This is a genomic window from Ralstonia sp. UNC404CL21Col, from assembly GCF_000620465.1.
Lineage (GTDB): Bacteria > Pseudomonadota > Gammaproteobacteria > Burkholderiales > Burkholderiaceae > Ralstonia > Ralstonia flatus.
Genome location: NZ_JIBE01000004.1, coordinates 43,286 through 55,899, shown reverse-complemented (window position 1 = coordinate 55,899; position 12,614 = coordinate 43,286). Strand labels below are relative to the sequence as shown.

12 protein-coding genes are annotated in these 12,614 nt (G+C 66.2%); 2 read left to right on the top strand and 10 right to left on the bottom strand.

Annotated features, from left to right (window positions below):
• Window positions 1-12: 12 nt before the first annotated feature.
• From N511_RS0108545 to N511_RS0108530, 4 genes are all read right to left on the bottom strand, one after another.
• The gene (locus N511_RS0108545; protein WP_027678911.1) at window positions 13-1,365 is read right to left on the bottom strand and encodes an MFS transporter; all 1,353 of its coding nucleotides are present in this window, start codon (window positions 1,363-1,365) and stop codon (window positions 13-15) included.
• 100 nt (window positions 1,366-1,465) lie between these two features.
• Window positions 1,466-3,037: an aldehyde dehydrogenase (NADP(+)) gene (locus N511_RS0108540; protein ID WP_027678910.1), complete on the bottom strand. Its 1,572-nt coding sequence runs from the start codon at window positions 3,035-3,037 to the stop codon at window positions 1,466-1,468.
• Window positions 3,038-3,064: 27 nt separating this feature from the next.
• Window positions 3,065-4,003: a 5-dehydro-4-deoxyglucarate dehydratase gene (kdgD, locus tag N511_RS0108535; protein ID WP_027678909.1), complete on the bottom strand. Its 939-nt coding sequence runs from the start codon at window positions 4,001-4,003 to the stop codon at window positions 3,065-3,067.
• A gap of 183 nt (window positions 4,004-4,186) precedes the next feature.
• Window positions 4,187-5,248 (bottom strand): SMP-30/gluconolactonase/LRE family protein, encoded by a 1,062-nt coding sequence (locus N511_RS0108530; protein WP_027678908.1) that lies wholly within the window; start codon window positions 5,246-5,248, stop codon window positions 4,187-4,189.
• 117 nt (window positions 5,249-5,365) lie between these two features.
• Here N511_RS0108530 and N511_RS0108525 point away from each other — a divergent pair, with 117 nt between their 5' ends.
• Together N511_RS0108525 and N511_RS0108520 are read left to right on the top strand one after the other, a co-directional pair.
• On the top strand, window positions 5,366-6,262 hold the full coding sequence (locus N511_RS0108525; RefSeq protein ID WP_027678907.1) for a LysR substrate-binding domain-containing protein: 897 nt from the start codon (window positions 5,366-5,368) through the stop codon (window positions 6,260-6,262).
• 55 nt (window positions 6,263-6,317) lie between these two features.
• Window positions 6,318-6,683, top strand: coding sequence for a hypothetical protein (locus N511_RS0108520; protein WP_027678906.1), 366 nt, complete (start codon window positions 6,318-6,320; stop codon window positions 6,681-6,683).
• Here N511_RS0108520 and N511_RS0108515 read toward each other — a convergent pair.
• The 6 genes from N511_RS0108515 to N511_RS0108490 are packed head-to-tail and all read right to left on the bottom strand — an operon-like array spanning window position 6,680 to window position 12,605.
• Window positions 6,680-7,621, bottom strand: a complete 942-nt coding sequence (locus tag N511_RS0108515; protein WP_027678905.1) for an ABC transporter substrate-binding protein — start codon at window positions 7,619-7,621, stop codon at window positions 6,680-6,682. The two genes, N511_RS0108520 and N511_RS0108515, sit on opposite strands and share 4 nt — an antisense overlap.
• Before the next feature lie 25 nt (window positions 7,622-7,646).
• Window positions 7,647-8,813, bottom strand: coding sequence for a c-type cytochrome (locus tag N511_RS0108510; protein ID WP_027678904.1), 1,167 nt, complete (start codon window positions 8,811-8,813; stop codon window positions 7,647-7,649).
• A 14-nt stretch (window positions 8,814-8,827) separates the two neighbouring features.
• Window positions 8,828-9,625, bottom strand: coding sequence for an ABC transporter ATP-binding protein (locus tag N511_RS0108505; protein ID WP_027678903.1), 798 nt, complete (start codon window positions 9,623-9,625; stop codon window positions 8,828-8,830).
• On the bottom strand, window positions 9,619-10,656 hold the full coding sequence (locus tag N511_RS0108500; protein ID WP_027678902.1) for an ABC transporter permease: 1,038 nt from the start codon (window positions 10,654-10,656) through the stop codon (window positions 9,619-9,621). The genes N511_RS0108505 and N511_RS0108500 overlap by 7 nt, the downstream gene beginning before the upstream one ends.
• A 43-nt stretch (window positions 10,657-10,699) precedes the next feature.
• Entirely contained in the window at window positions 10,700-11,707 is a 1,008-nt protein-coding gene (locus N511_RS0108495; RefSeq protein ID WP_027678901.1) for an ABC transporter substrate-binding protein, read from the bottom strand.
• Between the two features lie 58 nt (window positions 11,708-11,765).
• A complete protein-coding gene (locus N511_RS0108490) occupies window positions 11,766-12,605 on the bottom strand; it encodes a class II aldolase/adducin family protein (protein ID WP_027678900.1) in 840 nt (279 codons plus the stop codon).
• Window positions 12,606-12,614 lie beyond the last annotated feature (9 nt).

The following is a 12,614-nucleotide window of genomic DNA, read 5'->3' as shown; positions in this document are numbered from 1 at the left end:
GGCTCCCGTGGCTTACAGCGGCTTGAGTTCCACACGCTTGATCTCGCCGACCATGAACAGGTAGCAGACGATGGCGACCAGCGCGTGGATTCCCACGTACACCAGCGCACCGTTGAACGAACCCGTGGTGTTGACGATGTAACCGATGGCGATGGGCGTGGTGATGCTCGACAGGTTGCCGAAGGTGTTCATCAGCGCGCCCGACAAGCCGGCGATCTGCTTGGGCGCCGTATCGGAGTTCACCGCCCAGCCCAGCGCACCGAGGCCCTTGCCGAAGAACGACAGCGCCATCACCGCCACCACGATGGCCTGCGCGTCGACGTAGTTGCAGATCACCATGGTCATGGAGAGCAGCATGCCCAGCACGATGGGGACCTTGCGCGCCACCGACAGCGAGGCACCACGCCGGAGCAGCGCATCAGAGATGATCCCGCCGAGGATGCCGCCCAGGAAGCCGCACACCGCCGGAATCGACGCAACGAAGCCCGCTTTCAGGATCGACATGCCGCGTGCCTGCACCAGGTACACCGGGAACCACGTGATGAAAAAGTAGGTGAGCGCATTGATGCAGTACTGCGCGATGTACACGCCCATCAGCATGCGGTTCTGCAGGAGCTGCTTCACGTAGCCGAGTTTCGGACCCTCGTTCTTGGCCACGCCCGCACGGTCCATATTGACCAGGCCCCCGCCGGCTTCGATGTATTCGATTTCGGCACGGTTCACGCCCGGGTGGTCCTTCGGTTCGTGCACGAAGGCTCTCCACACGATCGCCATGGCGATGCCGATCACGCCCATCACGATAAACACGTGATGCCAGCCGAACGCGTGCACCAGCCACGCCATCAGCGGGGCAAACACCACGGTGGCGGCATATTGCGCGGAGTTGAAGATGGCCGCCGCGGTGCCGCGCTCATTGGCCGGAAACCACGCTGCCACAATGCGGCTGTTCGCCGGGAAGGACGGCGCCTCGGCCGCGCCCACGAGAAAGCGCAGACAGAACACCATGACGATGGCGGCGGCGCCGGTAAAGAAGCCGATCGCGCCCTGCGCCAGCGTGAAGAGCGACCACAGCAGAATGCTGAACGTGTAGACGCGCTTCGAACCGAAGCGGTCGAGCAGCCAGCCGCCTGGGATCTGCGCGATCACATAAGCCCAGCCGAACGCCGAAAAAATGTAGCCAAGCGACACCGCATCGATGCCGAGTTCCTTCTGCATGGCCGAGCCGGCAATGGAGATGGTCGCCCGATCGGCATAATTGATGGTCGTCACGATAAACAGCATCGCGAGGATCACGAAACGCACGCGGCTCATGCGCTCAGCGCGCGGCACGGCCTGTGCTCCCACTGCGGGGGCTTTGATGTCCATCGTCTCCTCCTGGGGCCGGCACCCGTCGTGCCAGCAGGATCAAATTGCCGGGTCCTGTGCGGCCCGGCGTGTTGTTTTTTGCTAATCGCGTGTTGCGACTTCAGGCCCAGCCTCCATCCACCAAGCGGCGCAGCTTGAGCGGGTTGGCGTCTTGCAGCGCTTCGGGCAGCAGTTCGGCCGGCAGATCCTGGTAGCACACCGGGCGCAGGAAGCGCTCGATGGCTGCCGTGCCGACCGAAGTCGTGCGTGCATCGGTCGTTGCCGGCCAGGGGCCGCCGTGCACCATGGCGTGGCACACCTCGACGCCGGTCGGCCAGCCGTTGGCGAGAATGCGCCCCGCCTTGCGTTCCAGAATCGGCAGCAGCGAACGTGCGATCGCCGTGTCGCCCGCGTCCAGATGCAGCGTGGCGGTCAATTGGCCTTCGAGCGATTCGGCCAGCGCGCGCAGCTCTTCTGCATCGCGGCAGCGCACGACCAGGCCGGTCGCGCCGAAGATCTCGTCGTGCAGCGTCGGTTGCGCCTGGAAGCTCTTGGCATCGGTCACGTAGAAGCCGGCTTGCCCGCGGTTGGGCTGGTCGCTGCCTTGCCCGCGCGCGACGCAGCGCACGTTTGCCTCGGCGGCCAGCTTGTCAACGCCGCGCGTGTAGGCGCTGTGGATACCGGCGGTGAGCATCGGCTGTGCAGCCACATCGCCCATGGCGGCAGCGGCAGCCGCTTCAAAGGCATCCAGTTCCGGCCCATCGATGGCGAGCAGCAGACCCGGGTTCGTACAGAACTGGCCCGCACCCATCGTCAGCGACGCCACGTACTGCTGACCCAGCGCAGCACCACGCTTGGCGAGTGCATCGGGCAGCAGGAACACCGGGTTGATGGCGCTCAGCTCGCCATACACGGGAATCGGCTGCGGGCGTGCCTGCGCAATGCGCAGCAGCGCCAGACCGCCTGCGCGCGAACCGGTAAAGCCGACGGCCTGGATATGCGGATCCGCCACCAGCGCGCCCGCCACATCGTTGTCGGCCAGGATGAGCGAGAACACGCCTTCCGGCAGTCCACACTGCGCAACCGCGGCTTGAATGGCACGGCCCACCAGTTCGGACGTACCCGGGTGCGCCGGATGCGCCTTCACGACCACCGGGCAACCGGCTGCCAGCGCCGATGCGGTATCGCCACCCGCCACCGAGAACGCCAGCGGGAAGTTGCTCGCACCAAACACGGCCACCGGGCCGAGCGCAATGCGGCGCATGCGCAGGTCCGAGCGCGGCAGCGGCTTGCGTTCCGGCAAGGCCGAATCAAGCCGCGCGCCCACGGCATCGCCGGCACGCACCACGCTTGCAAACAGGCGCAGCTGGTTGCACGTGCGGCCACGCTCGCCTTCCAGGCGCGGACGCGGCAAGGCCGACTCGGCCATCGCGCGTTCGATCAGCGCATCGCCCAGCGCTTCGATCTGGCTGGCGATGGCTTCCAGGAAGGCAGCGCGGGTTTCCGGCGCGGTCTCGCGGTAAGCGTCAAAAGCCGCGGCGGCCAGTTCAGCGGCACGCGCGGCCTCGGCCTTGGAGGCCAGGGTGAATTCAGGTTCGAGCCATTCCCCGGTGGCGGGGTTCATGGCGCGAACCTTGCCGGCACCACCCGCTACGCGGGCGGCACCCAACAACAGTTCGCCGCTCAATTGCATAAGGATTCCTTGTGTTTTCGGTTGCGCTCAGGCCGCCAGCTTTTCCACTTCGGCAATGCGCGACACCAACGTCGACAGTTCAGCAATCTCGGCGTCGGTCAGGTCAGTCAACGGAGCACGGACCGGACCTGCGTCACGGCCGATGACCTTCATACCGGCCTTGACGATCGACACCGCATAACCCCGCTTGCGATTGCGCAGCTGGATGTACGGCAGCACGAACTCGTTGAGCATCTTGTAGACCTTGGCATTGTCGAACGCGCGCACGGCGGCGTAGAACTCTAGCGCGAACTTCGGCACGAAGTTGAAGATGGCCGACGAATACGTCGTCACGCCCATCGTCAGGTACGGCAGCGCAAAGGTCTCGGCCGTCGGCAGGCCACCGACGTAGGTGAAGCGGTCGCCCAGGCGGGCGTAAATGCGGGTCATCAGTTCCAGGTCGCCCACGCCATCCTTGAAGCCGACGAGGTTCGGGCAGCGGTCGGCCAGGCGCTCGAGGTGGTTCTCGTCGAGGACCTGGTTGGCGCGGTTGTAGACGATCACACCCAGCTTGGTGGATTTGCAGACCTGCTCCACGTGCGCGGCCACGCCGTCCGCCGACGCTTCGGTCAGGTACGGCGGCAGCAGCAGGATGCCGTCGGCGCCGGCAGCTTCTGCGGCCTTGCAGTATTCGATCGATTCAGCCGTGCCACGGCCCGCCGGGGCGATCACCGGAATCTTGCCGCCGGTTTCCGCCACGGCTGCGCGCACCACGCGATCGGTCTCGGCTGCCGTGAGCGAGAAGAATTCACCCGTGCCGCCCGCTGCAAACAGGCCAGCGGCGTCGTGGCTGAACAGCCAGTTCAGGTTGGCGCGATACGCTGCCTCGTCGAACGACAGGTCCGACGCCTTGAAATGCGTGATCGGGAAGGACAGCAGACCGGAGCCGATCTGTTGGGCGAATTCTTTAGGGCTGTATCGGGACATGTCTCGCTCGTGATGAATGCGTGTTGTTGGTGAGCGAATTCTTGCACCGCGATCGATTCAAGTCCAAGCCAACTACTAACTCGATCAATACAGAACTTGTATTGATACAGGGTCTTCCCTAGGTCGCTGATTCCGATGCTGCGACCGCACGTGACGGCGCGGCCGCGTCCCGTCAGTGCCGCCTTACACCGCGCCCTCGGCCTCCACGTAAAGGGCATACAGCGAGTGCGAGCTCGCCATATAGAGGCGGTTGTTCTTCGGGCCGCCGAAGGTCAGGTTGGGGCAGCGTTCCGGCAAGTGGATGAAGCCGATCGGCTTTCCATGCGCGTTGAAGATTTTCACGCCGTCGTAGTCGGCGGAGTTGACGCCCACGCGCCCGTCCGAGCCCCAGCCGCACCAGAGGTTGCCATCCTTGTCGACGCGAAAGCCATCCAACGCGCCCGCGCCGTTGGCGTCGATCAGCTTGGTCTTGTTGGACGCCGTGCCGTCGGGCGCGATGTCGTAGCTCCAGATGCTGCGCGACGGCGTGCCCTTCCACTCGACCACGTAGAGCTTCTTCTCGTCGGGCGAAAACGCCAGCCCATTCGGGTTGACGAGGTCGGTGATGATCGCGCGGAGGCTGCCGTTCGGATCGATCCGGTAGACGTTGGTGGTGGCCTGCTCCGGCTGCGCCTTGAAACCCTCCCAGTTGCCGTTGATGCCGAACGTTGGGTCGGTGAACCAGATGCTGTCGTCGGACTTGACGACGATGTCGTTGGGCGCGTTCAGCCGCTTGCCCTGGTACTGATCGGCCAGCACGGTGATGCTGCCGTTGAATTCGGTGCGCGTGATGCGGCGCGTGACCGAGTGTTCGCACGTGACAAGGCGCCCTTGCCGGTCGCGCGTATTGCCGTTGGCGTAGTTCGACGGCTCGCGGAACACGCTGAACGCGCCGTTCGTCTCGTCGTATTTCATGATGCGGTTGTTCGGAATGTCGCTCACCAGCAGGTAGCGCCCGGCGGGAAAGTAAACGGGCCCCTCGGCCCACCGCATGCCGGTGGCGAGCTGCTCTACCGAGCTGCTGTAGAGCCGGTATTTCAGGAAGCTCGGGTCGAGCACTTCCACCGCCACGTCGGGGTAGCGCGCGTTCGGCTTGAACCCTTCGATCTTCTGCGCGCCGGCCAGGCCGCTGGCCGCTGCAAGGCCTGCCCCTGCCACATTCTTGAGAAACCTGCGACGGCCAACTTCCGCGCTTTCCATGGACATGCTCGTCTCCTGATGGTTGTCATTGGCCCTTCGAGCCGAAGGGCGAGCCGATTCTTGCACCGGCGATCTTTCCGTTTCAAGATAAGCACTGACTCAATCCATACAGGTTTTGAATCGATGTTTGAACTCAGCCAACTCCGCTGCTTCGTCGCCGTGGCCGAAGAACTGCACTTTGGACGGGCAGCAGAACGCCTGCACATGACGCAGCCGCCGCTGTCACGCCAGGTGCGCCTGCTGGAACATCAGGTCGGCACCGAACTGTTGGAGCGCAACAGCCGCTCGGTCAAGCTGACGGCGGCCGGACGCAGTTTTCTGCCCGACGCCTCGCGCATCCTGCGGCTGGCGGACGAGGCAGCAGCCACGGCGCGGCGCGTGGCGACGGGCGCGGCCGGACAGTTGGCGATCGGCTTTACCGCATCGGTCGGCTACGGCAAATTGCCTTCGCTCGTGAGCGCCGTGCGGGCGGCTTCACCGGGCGTGCGGCTGACGCTGAAGGAGATGGTGAGCGGCGCGCAGCTCGCGGCGCTGGATGCGCGTGAAATCGACGTCGGCCTGCTGCGCCCGCCGGTGGAGCATGGCGAGCTGATTGCGGTGCCGTGCTCGCAGGAAGCGCTCGTGATCGCCCTGCCGGAAGCGGTGGCCGACAGTTGGCCGCAACGCCCCAGCCTGCGCGACTGCGAGGGCCAGCCACTGCTGATGTATTCGCCATACGAGGCGCGCTATTTCCACCAGATGGTCAGCAGCCTGCTGGAGCGTGCGGAGGTGCTGCCCGACATCGTCGAATACGTCAGCCAGATCCACTCGATGCTGGCGCTGGTGCGTGCGGGAATCGGCGTGGCGCTCATCCCCGCAGCAGCGGCCATGCTGCACTTCGAGGGCGTGGTCTATCGCCCGGTGCGCACGACGCCGGCCAAGCCGGTGGAACTCTGGATGGCCTATCGCAAGGACAACGACAACCCCGTCTTCAACGTGCTCAAGACGGTGCTCCACAACGCGCTTGCCGAGCGGCGCTGAACTCACACGGCACTGCATTTGCTGCAGCCATGGCGATCCCGCCCCGGAGACCGCCATGCCGCAAACACCACAGACCATTCCACGCACCGCCATCTGGCTCGCCGCGGCGGCCATCGGCCTGACCACGGTCGCCTTGCCGCATCCCGCTCACGGCAAACTGCCGCCGCCCACGCCGGCTGAGCAGGCCGCCGCTGCCCAGCAGGCCGAGACGGAACGCGCCCAGAAAGCGCAGGAGCAGGCCCAGCTGACCGAAGTGCAGGACCGCCTGGCGGCGCGCTTTGGCAAGGGCGGCAACAACGCGCCAGACGCGGTCACGCCCGCCACCAACCTGCCCAAGAACGTCGCAGAAGCGCCGGGTACGGCGGGCCCGCATGGCGGCTCGCGGCCCAGTGCGGAATCCCATTCGGGCAACGCCCGCTAGGCGATCAGCGGAAACCCCGTGTCAAACGTGGTGGCCACCTCCAGCCGCTGTTTGAGCAGGCCCACCTTCACGTAGAAATCGGCCGTGCGCTGCTGCTCCGCAATGACCTGCGGATCGATGGCGCGCCACACCGTCTGTCGACGTGCGAACTGCAGCCGGGCCGCCTCCGGCGCAATGCCGATGATGCGGGCCAGCGTGGCCGAAAAGCTGTCGACATGCTGGTACGACCACACCTGCGCACGCACCACGCGCTGCAAAAAGTCGCGCAGCGCGTCGCGCTTGGCCGCCAGCGCAGCGTCGGTCGCTGCCAGGTAGCTGAGGCCCGACCACAACCCGCGCCCGCTGACGAGCACGCGCGCATGCTTGGCCGTTTCGGCCATCGCCGTGTAGGGCTCCCACGTTGACCACGCATCGATCGACCCGTTGACCAGCGCAAGCTTGGCATCTGCCGGCGGCAGGAAGCGGAAGTTGGCATCGTCCGGACCCAGCCCCGCCGACTCCAACGCCTTGAGCGCCACGAAATGCCCGATCGACCCGCGGTTGGTACCGATGGACTTGCCCTTCAGATCTGCCGCCGTCTTCAACGGAGAATCGGGCCGCACCAGCACCGCCGTGCCGTACGGGTCCGATCGGTTAGCGCCGATCAGCTTGATGCGCGTACCCGCCGCCAAGGCAAAGATGGCTGGCGCATCGCCAATCGGGCCCAAGTCGACCGCGCCCGCGTTGAGCGCTTCGGCCAGCGGAGCAGCCGCCGGAAACTCGGTCCATTGGATGTCGTACTGCACGCCCTTGAGCGAGTCGGCCGCTTCCAGCAGCGCGCGCAGGCCACCCTTCTGGTCGCCCGCCTTGAGCACGAGGCGGGGTTGCGCGATGGACAAGGCAGGCGCGGCAGCGAGCGCCAGCGTGGATTGCAGAAAACGTCGTCGATGTTGCGGCATGGTGATGGAGCGATGCGATCGAGGGTCAGTGGATGAAGCCGCCTTTCACATAGCGCACCGGTTCGGCGTCCATGCGGGCGATCAAGGAGTCGAGGCCGCTTGTGCTGCGGGCGGTTCCGCGTGCGGCCGAGGTGCAGAGGAAATCGGCGTCGGACCACGTCGTGCCCGGAGCGCCGCGTGCGCGCAACCAGCCATTGCGATCGGCCAGCAACTGCGTGCCGGAGAACGCTTGCGGCGCAGCACCGGCGATGGCGGCAAAGACGCTCCAGGCGTCGGCGCCTGTCGCCACGCAACGCGCCTGGAACGCGCGCGTCGGCGGTGGCAACGTGCCATCCGGCGTAATGAGCAACGTCTGGAAACGCGGATCTTCCAGCGGGATGTCGGTGCTCGATGCCGCATCCACCGCCACCACCCGCACGCGTTGGCCATTGCGCCATGTCGCCAGGGATTGCGGCAGCGCGTCGCCGCAGCGCACGGACAACGCAGGCAGCGCCACCGGCAGCGGCCAGCCGCCGGCGCGCACGCCGCCACGCGCGGCCAGCACCTTCATGGCGTCGAGTACCGCCCAGACATCGGCATCGCTCAGTCGACCGGCAAATGCGGGCATGGTCGACGCACCTTGCGTGTCCTGCATGCCGTGGGCGATGTGCCAGAACAGCTCGCCATCGGCATGACGGCCAAGCAACGGGCCGACCACCGTGGGCGGCCAGCGCGTGAGCGTGGCGGCCAAGGGCCCTTCGCCCCGGCCGTCTGCGCCGTGGCAGCTTGCGCACGCGGCGTTGTAGATGCGCGTGCCCTGCGTGATGGACGCCACCGAAAACGCCGTTGGGCTCACATGGAAACTCGTCGGCACGGCGGGCGCCACCACAACCGCCGACGGCCAGGGCGCCACCACAAGCAGGCCCGCCGCGACGCCGGATGACACCGGCCGCCATCGCCGCACGAGCACGGCGATCACGACGGCCAGCAACGCCAGCATCAAGGCAATCAGCGTCAGGCCAAGCTGCCGCGCTTGCCCAAGGTCGATCAACAGGGTTTCGCCCGCGATGCGCACGTCCCACGGCCACGCCGGCTGCCCGTGAGACTCGCCGGTCAGCCCAAGCGTGTGCAGCAGCACCAGCACGCCGTGCTGCGCCCATTGCAGAAAGCCAAGCAACGCGTTGAGCCAGACCGTCGCTTCCGGTCCGCTCATGATGATGCCGCCATCTACCAGGTCTCGCCCAAGCCGAGATGACCGAGCGCCTCGTGCCGCAACGCGCTCAAGCGCGGGTCGCCGCGATGGCGCGGGTAAGGCAGATCCACCGTCAGTTCCGCCGTGATGCGCGCCGGGCGCGGGCTGAAGATGACCACCCGCTGCGCCAGGAACAGCGCCTCCTCCACATCGTGCGTTACCAGCACGGTCGAGAAGCGCGCGCGTTGCCACAGCGTCACCAGCTCGCTCTGCATGGCCAGCCGCGTGAGTGAATCCAGCTTGCCCAGTGGCTCGTCCAGCACCAGCAATTGCGGATCGTTGACCAGCGCACGCGCCAGCGCCACACGTTGCGCCATGCCGCCCGACAGCTCATGCGGAAACGCCCGATGAAAGCCGCCCAGGCCCACGCGTTCCAGCGCATCGTCCACGCGGTCACGCTCTGCGTTGAGCACGCCGCGCGCTTGCAGGCCCAGCGCGACGTTGTCCCACACGCGCCGCCATGGGTAGAGCGTCGGATCCTGGAAGACCACCACACGCGACGGGTCCGGCGCGTTGATGGGCGCATCGTCCTGCAGGATGCGGCCGCGCGTGGGCGGCTCCAGCCCCGCAATCAGGCGCAGCAGCGTGGACTTGCCGCAACCGCTTGGCCCCAGCAGCGCAACGAACTCGCCCGGCTGGATGGTCAGGCTCACACCGTCGAGCACCTGCAGCGGATTGGCGCGGCTGCCAAACCAGTGGCTGACGCCCTGCACGTCGATACGCGCCCCAGCTGTGGCCGCAGGCGGTGCCTCGCGTTCCAGCACGGCTACCATTTCAGCGTCCCCTTCTGCCAGACCAGCGCGCGGTCACGCACCTTGAAGAGCAGCGTGATGATGCTGGAGAACAGCAGCGCCATGACAATCAGCGCGGCATACATGTTGACGTACGATGCCCAGCCTTGCGCCCAGGTCAGGTACCAGCCGAGGCCCGACTTCACGCCCATCATCTCCGCCGTCACCAGCACCGTGAACGACGCGCCCAGCCCCATGAATAGACCCACGAACACCTGGGGCAGCGCTGCCGGAATCGCCACACGCAGCACCAGGAATGCGTTGGATGCGCCCAGCGTGCGGGCAACGTCGTAGTAGCTTTTGCTCACGCCCGCCACGCCGGACCACGTGAGCACCGCCACCGGAAAGCCGGCCGCCAGGGCGATCAGGAAAGCCGCCGCCGAATAGCTCGACGGGAAGAAGTAGAACGTGATCGGCAACAGCGCCGTCGCCGGCAACGGCCCGAGAATGCGCAGCACCGGATGCACCCAGTAGCCCACCGCGCGCGACCAGCCGATCGACACGCCCACCAGAAAGCCCGTCAACGCGCCGAGCAGATAACCGATGCCGAGCAGCTTGAGCGTATTCAACACGCTGTCGCCCAGACGCGGCCAGTCTTCCGAATAGACCTCGATCAACGCCTGCGGCGGCGCAAAGAACGGTGTGGGCAATGCGCCGGACTTGGCCGTCAGCACCTCCCACAACGCCAGCACTGCAGGCACGGCGATCAGCCATGGCCCGGCCGGTTGCAGCGCTTCCTGCACGGGGCGCAACGGGGCCACATGGCCCGCCGCCAACGCCACCACGAACAGCGCAATGCCAACGATCAACGCGGCAATGCCCAGCTCCGCCGTGAACGCCCAATCGCTGAAGCCGACCACGTGGTTGGGCCAGCGCCACGTCAGCAGCCCGAAGGCAGCCCAGGCCAATGCGGCCACGGCGCCGGTGCGCCATGCCCCTCCGCGCTCTGCGGCATCGGCAAATGGGTTGGAGAGCGCGGCGGGCGCCTCCAGTGTTTGCGGGATGGTGCTCATGTCGATGTGTTCCTCATGTGCTCACGTGCTCACGCGCCGCGCGTCAGGCCAGCACATTCACGTACACGTGCTGCGCCAGGCGCTGCGGATCGGTGGTCTTCTTGATAACGCCGATGCGGCGGAAGTCTTCCGCGTAGAAGGCGATCTCGTCGCGCAGGTCGACGCCGGTCGGGTGATGCGTGTACGTGAGCGTGGCGTAGAGCTTGCGCAAGTCGTCCAGCGCCACCTTGGGCGAATACTTGGCAAACACCTTGGCGGCCTCATTCGGGTTTTCGTTGACGAAATCCGTGGCCTGCACAATCGAGCGCGCCAGTGCAGATGCCGTCGGGCGGTCATTGCGGACCAGCTCGCCGCGTGCGCCGATCACGCAGCAGACCTTGCGCGCGTATTCACCGGAGAGGTTCGTGGCCAGTTCCACGTAGGCGCCGTTCGTGCGCTTCTCCAGCAGGTAGAGGTTCGGGTCGCCGTCGGCAATCGCCTGGATCTCCCCCTTGTCCACCGCCACGCCCAGCAGGTCAGCCGGGTACTGGCGCCAGGTGATGTCCTTGTCCGGGTCAATGCCGTTCTTGGCCAGCAAGATGGTGAAGAAGTGCTTGCCCGGCGCGGCAAGATCGCTCACGCCCACGGTCTTTCCCTTGAGCGCCGCCAGGTTCGTGACGCCTGCCGCCTTGGAACCCACAAGCCGCACACAGCCGCCATGCGAGCTGCCGATGATCTTCACGTCAAAGCCCGCTTCCAGCGGCTTGAGCCAGCGGTGAATCATGCCGACTGCCGCATCGGCCTTGCCGGTGGCGATCGATTCAAGCAGTTGATCGGTCGAGCCGCTGTAGTTGATCAGGTCGACGTGCAGCCCGTTCTTTTCGAAGAAGCCGCGTTCCTGCGCCACCACGATGGGCGTCAGGCAAAACGAGTTCTGGTTCCAGGCAAACGTCAGCTTGCGCTGTTGCGAGTAGGCTTTGCGGCCCAGGATCAATGCCGGTGCGGCCAGCGCCGTGGCGGCCGCTGCATGCAATATCTTGCGGCGCGAGATGCCCGCGGTCTCTTCGCTCATTGAATGCTCCCCGTGATGACGTGTTCGATGTGTTCGATGTGTTGTGTGAGGCGACGGCTTAATCGAGCACGTCCGGCTCGGCCGCGACCAGGCCGGCGTAAAGGCTCTCGAATGCGTGCAGCGCCCCCTCCTGCCCGCCCACCTGGCTGTGTGTATGGCGCGCCGTGGCGGCATCGATGGGCTGCGGCGTGCCGGCGGCCTCGGCCAGCAGTTGCGTGTGGGCAGCGTTGTCCAGCGCGATGTACCACCATGCCGCGGCTTCCACCGTCGGGCCGGCCGTGAGAATGCCGTGGTTCTTCAGGATCACGCCCTTGTGCGTGCCGCCGTCGGGCTTGGTCAACGCATGCGCGATGCGCTCGCCCTCACTGGAATCGACCACCATGCCGGTGAAGTCGTCGAACAGCGCATGGTCTTCATAGAACGAGCATGCATCCTGCGTGAGCGGATCCAGCGGCCGACCCAGCGTCGACCACGCCTTGCCGTAGGTCGAATGGGTATGCGCCGCAGCCACGATGTGCGGATGCGCTTCGTGAATCGCCGCATGAATCGCAAACGCCGCCTTGTTGAGCGGCCGGTTGCCGATGACGGTCTCGCCACGCGCGTTCACGAGCAGGAGGTCCGACACCTTGATGCGCGAGAAATGCACCCCCAGCGGGTTGACCCAGAAGTGGTCCGTCAACTCCGGATCGCGTGCGGTGATGTGCCCCGCCAGCCCGAGGTCGAAGCCGTGCCGCGCAAACAGGCGGAACGCGCCCGCAAGGCGCTCCTGCCGATGGCGCCGCTCGGCCTCGAGCGTCGGCCGCGTGGCGGGCGGATCAAACCAGAACTTCTGCTGCGGCGTGCTGTTCAGCTTGAGCGTGGACGATGCCGCGCGCTCGATGGAAAGGACTGCGCTCATGCCCGTGCC

Coding starts and splice junctions, on each gene's coding strand:
- N511_RS0108500 (WP_027678902.1), bottom strand. CDS start 10,656: ATGAGCACCATCCCGCAAACACTGGAGGCGCCCGCCGCGCTCTCCAAC.
- N511_RS0108520 (WP_027678906.1), top strand. CDS start 6,318: ATGCCGCAAACACCACAGACCATTCCACGCACCGCCATCTGGCTCGCC.
- N511_RS0108495 (WP_027678901.1), bottom strand. CDS start 11,707: ATGAGCGAAGAGACCGCGGGCATCTCGCGCCGCAAGATATTGCATGCA.
- N511_RS0108510 (WP_027678904.1), bottom strand. CDS start 8,813: ATGAGCGGACCGGAAGCGACGGTCTGGCTCAACGCGTTGCTTGGCTTT.
- N511_RS0108525 (WP_027678907.1), top strand. CDS start 5,366: ATGTTTGAACTCAGCCAACTCCGCTGCTTCGTCGCCGTGGCCGAAGAA.
- kdgD (WP_027678909.1), bottom strand. CDS start 4,003: ATGTCCCGATACAGCCCTAAAGAATTCGCCCAACAGATCGGCTCCGGT.
- N511_RS0108530 (WP_027678908.1), bottom strand. CDS start 5,248: ATGTCCATGGAAAGCGCGGAAGTTGGCCGTCGCAGGTTTCTCAAGAAT.
- N511_RS0108515 (WP_027678905.1), bottom strand. CDS start 7,621: ATGCCGCAACATCGACGACGTTTTCTGCAATCCACGCTGGCGCTCGCT.
- N511_RS0108540 (WP_027678910.1), bottom strand. CDS start 3,037: ATGCAATTGAGCGGCGAACTGTTGTTGGGTGCCGCCCGCGTAGCGGGT.
- N511_RS0108505 (WP_027678903.1), bottom strand. CDS start 9,625: ATGGTAGCCGTGCTGGAACGCGAGGCACCGCCTGCGGCCACAGCTGGG.
- N511_RS0108545 (WP_027678911.1), bottom strand. CDS start 1,365: ATGGACATCAAAGCCCCCGCAGTGGGAGCACAGGCCGTGCCGCGCGCT.
- N511_RS0108490 (WP_027678900.1), bottom strand. CDS start 12,605: ATGAGCGCAGTCCTTTCCATCGAGCGCGCGGCATCGTCCACGCTCAAG.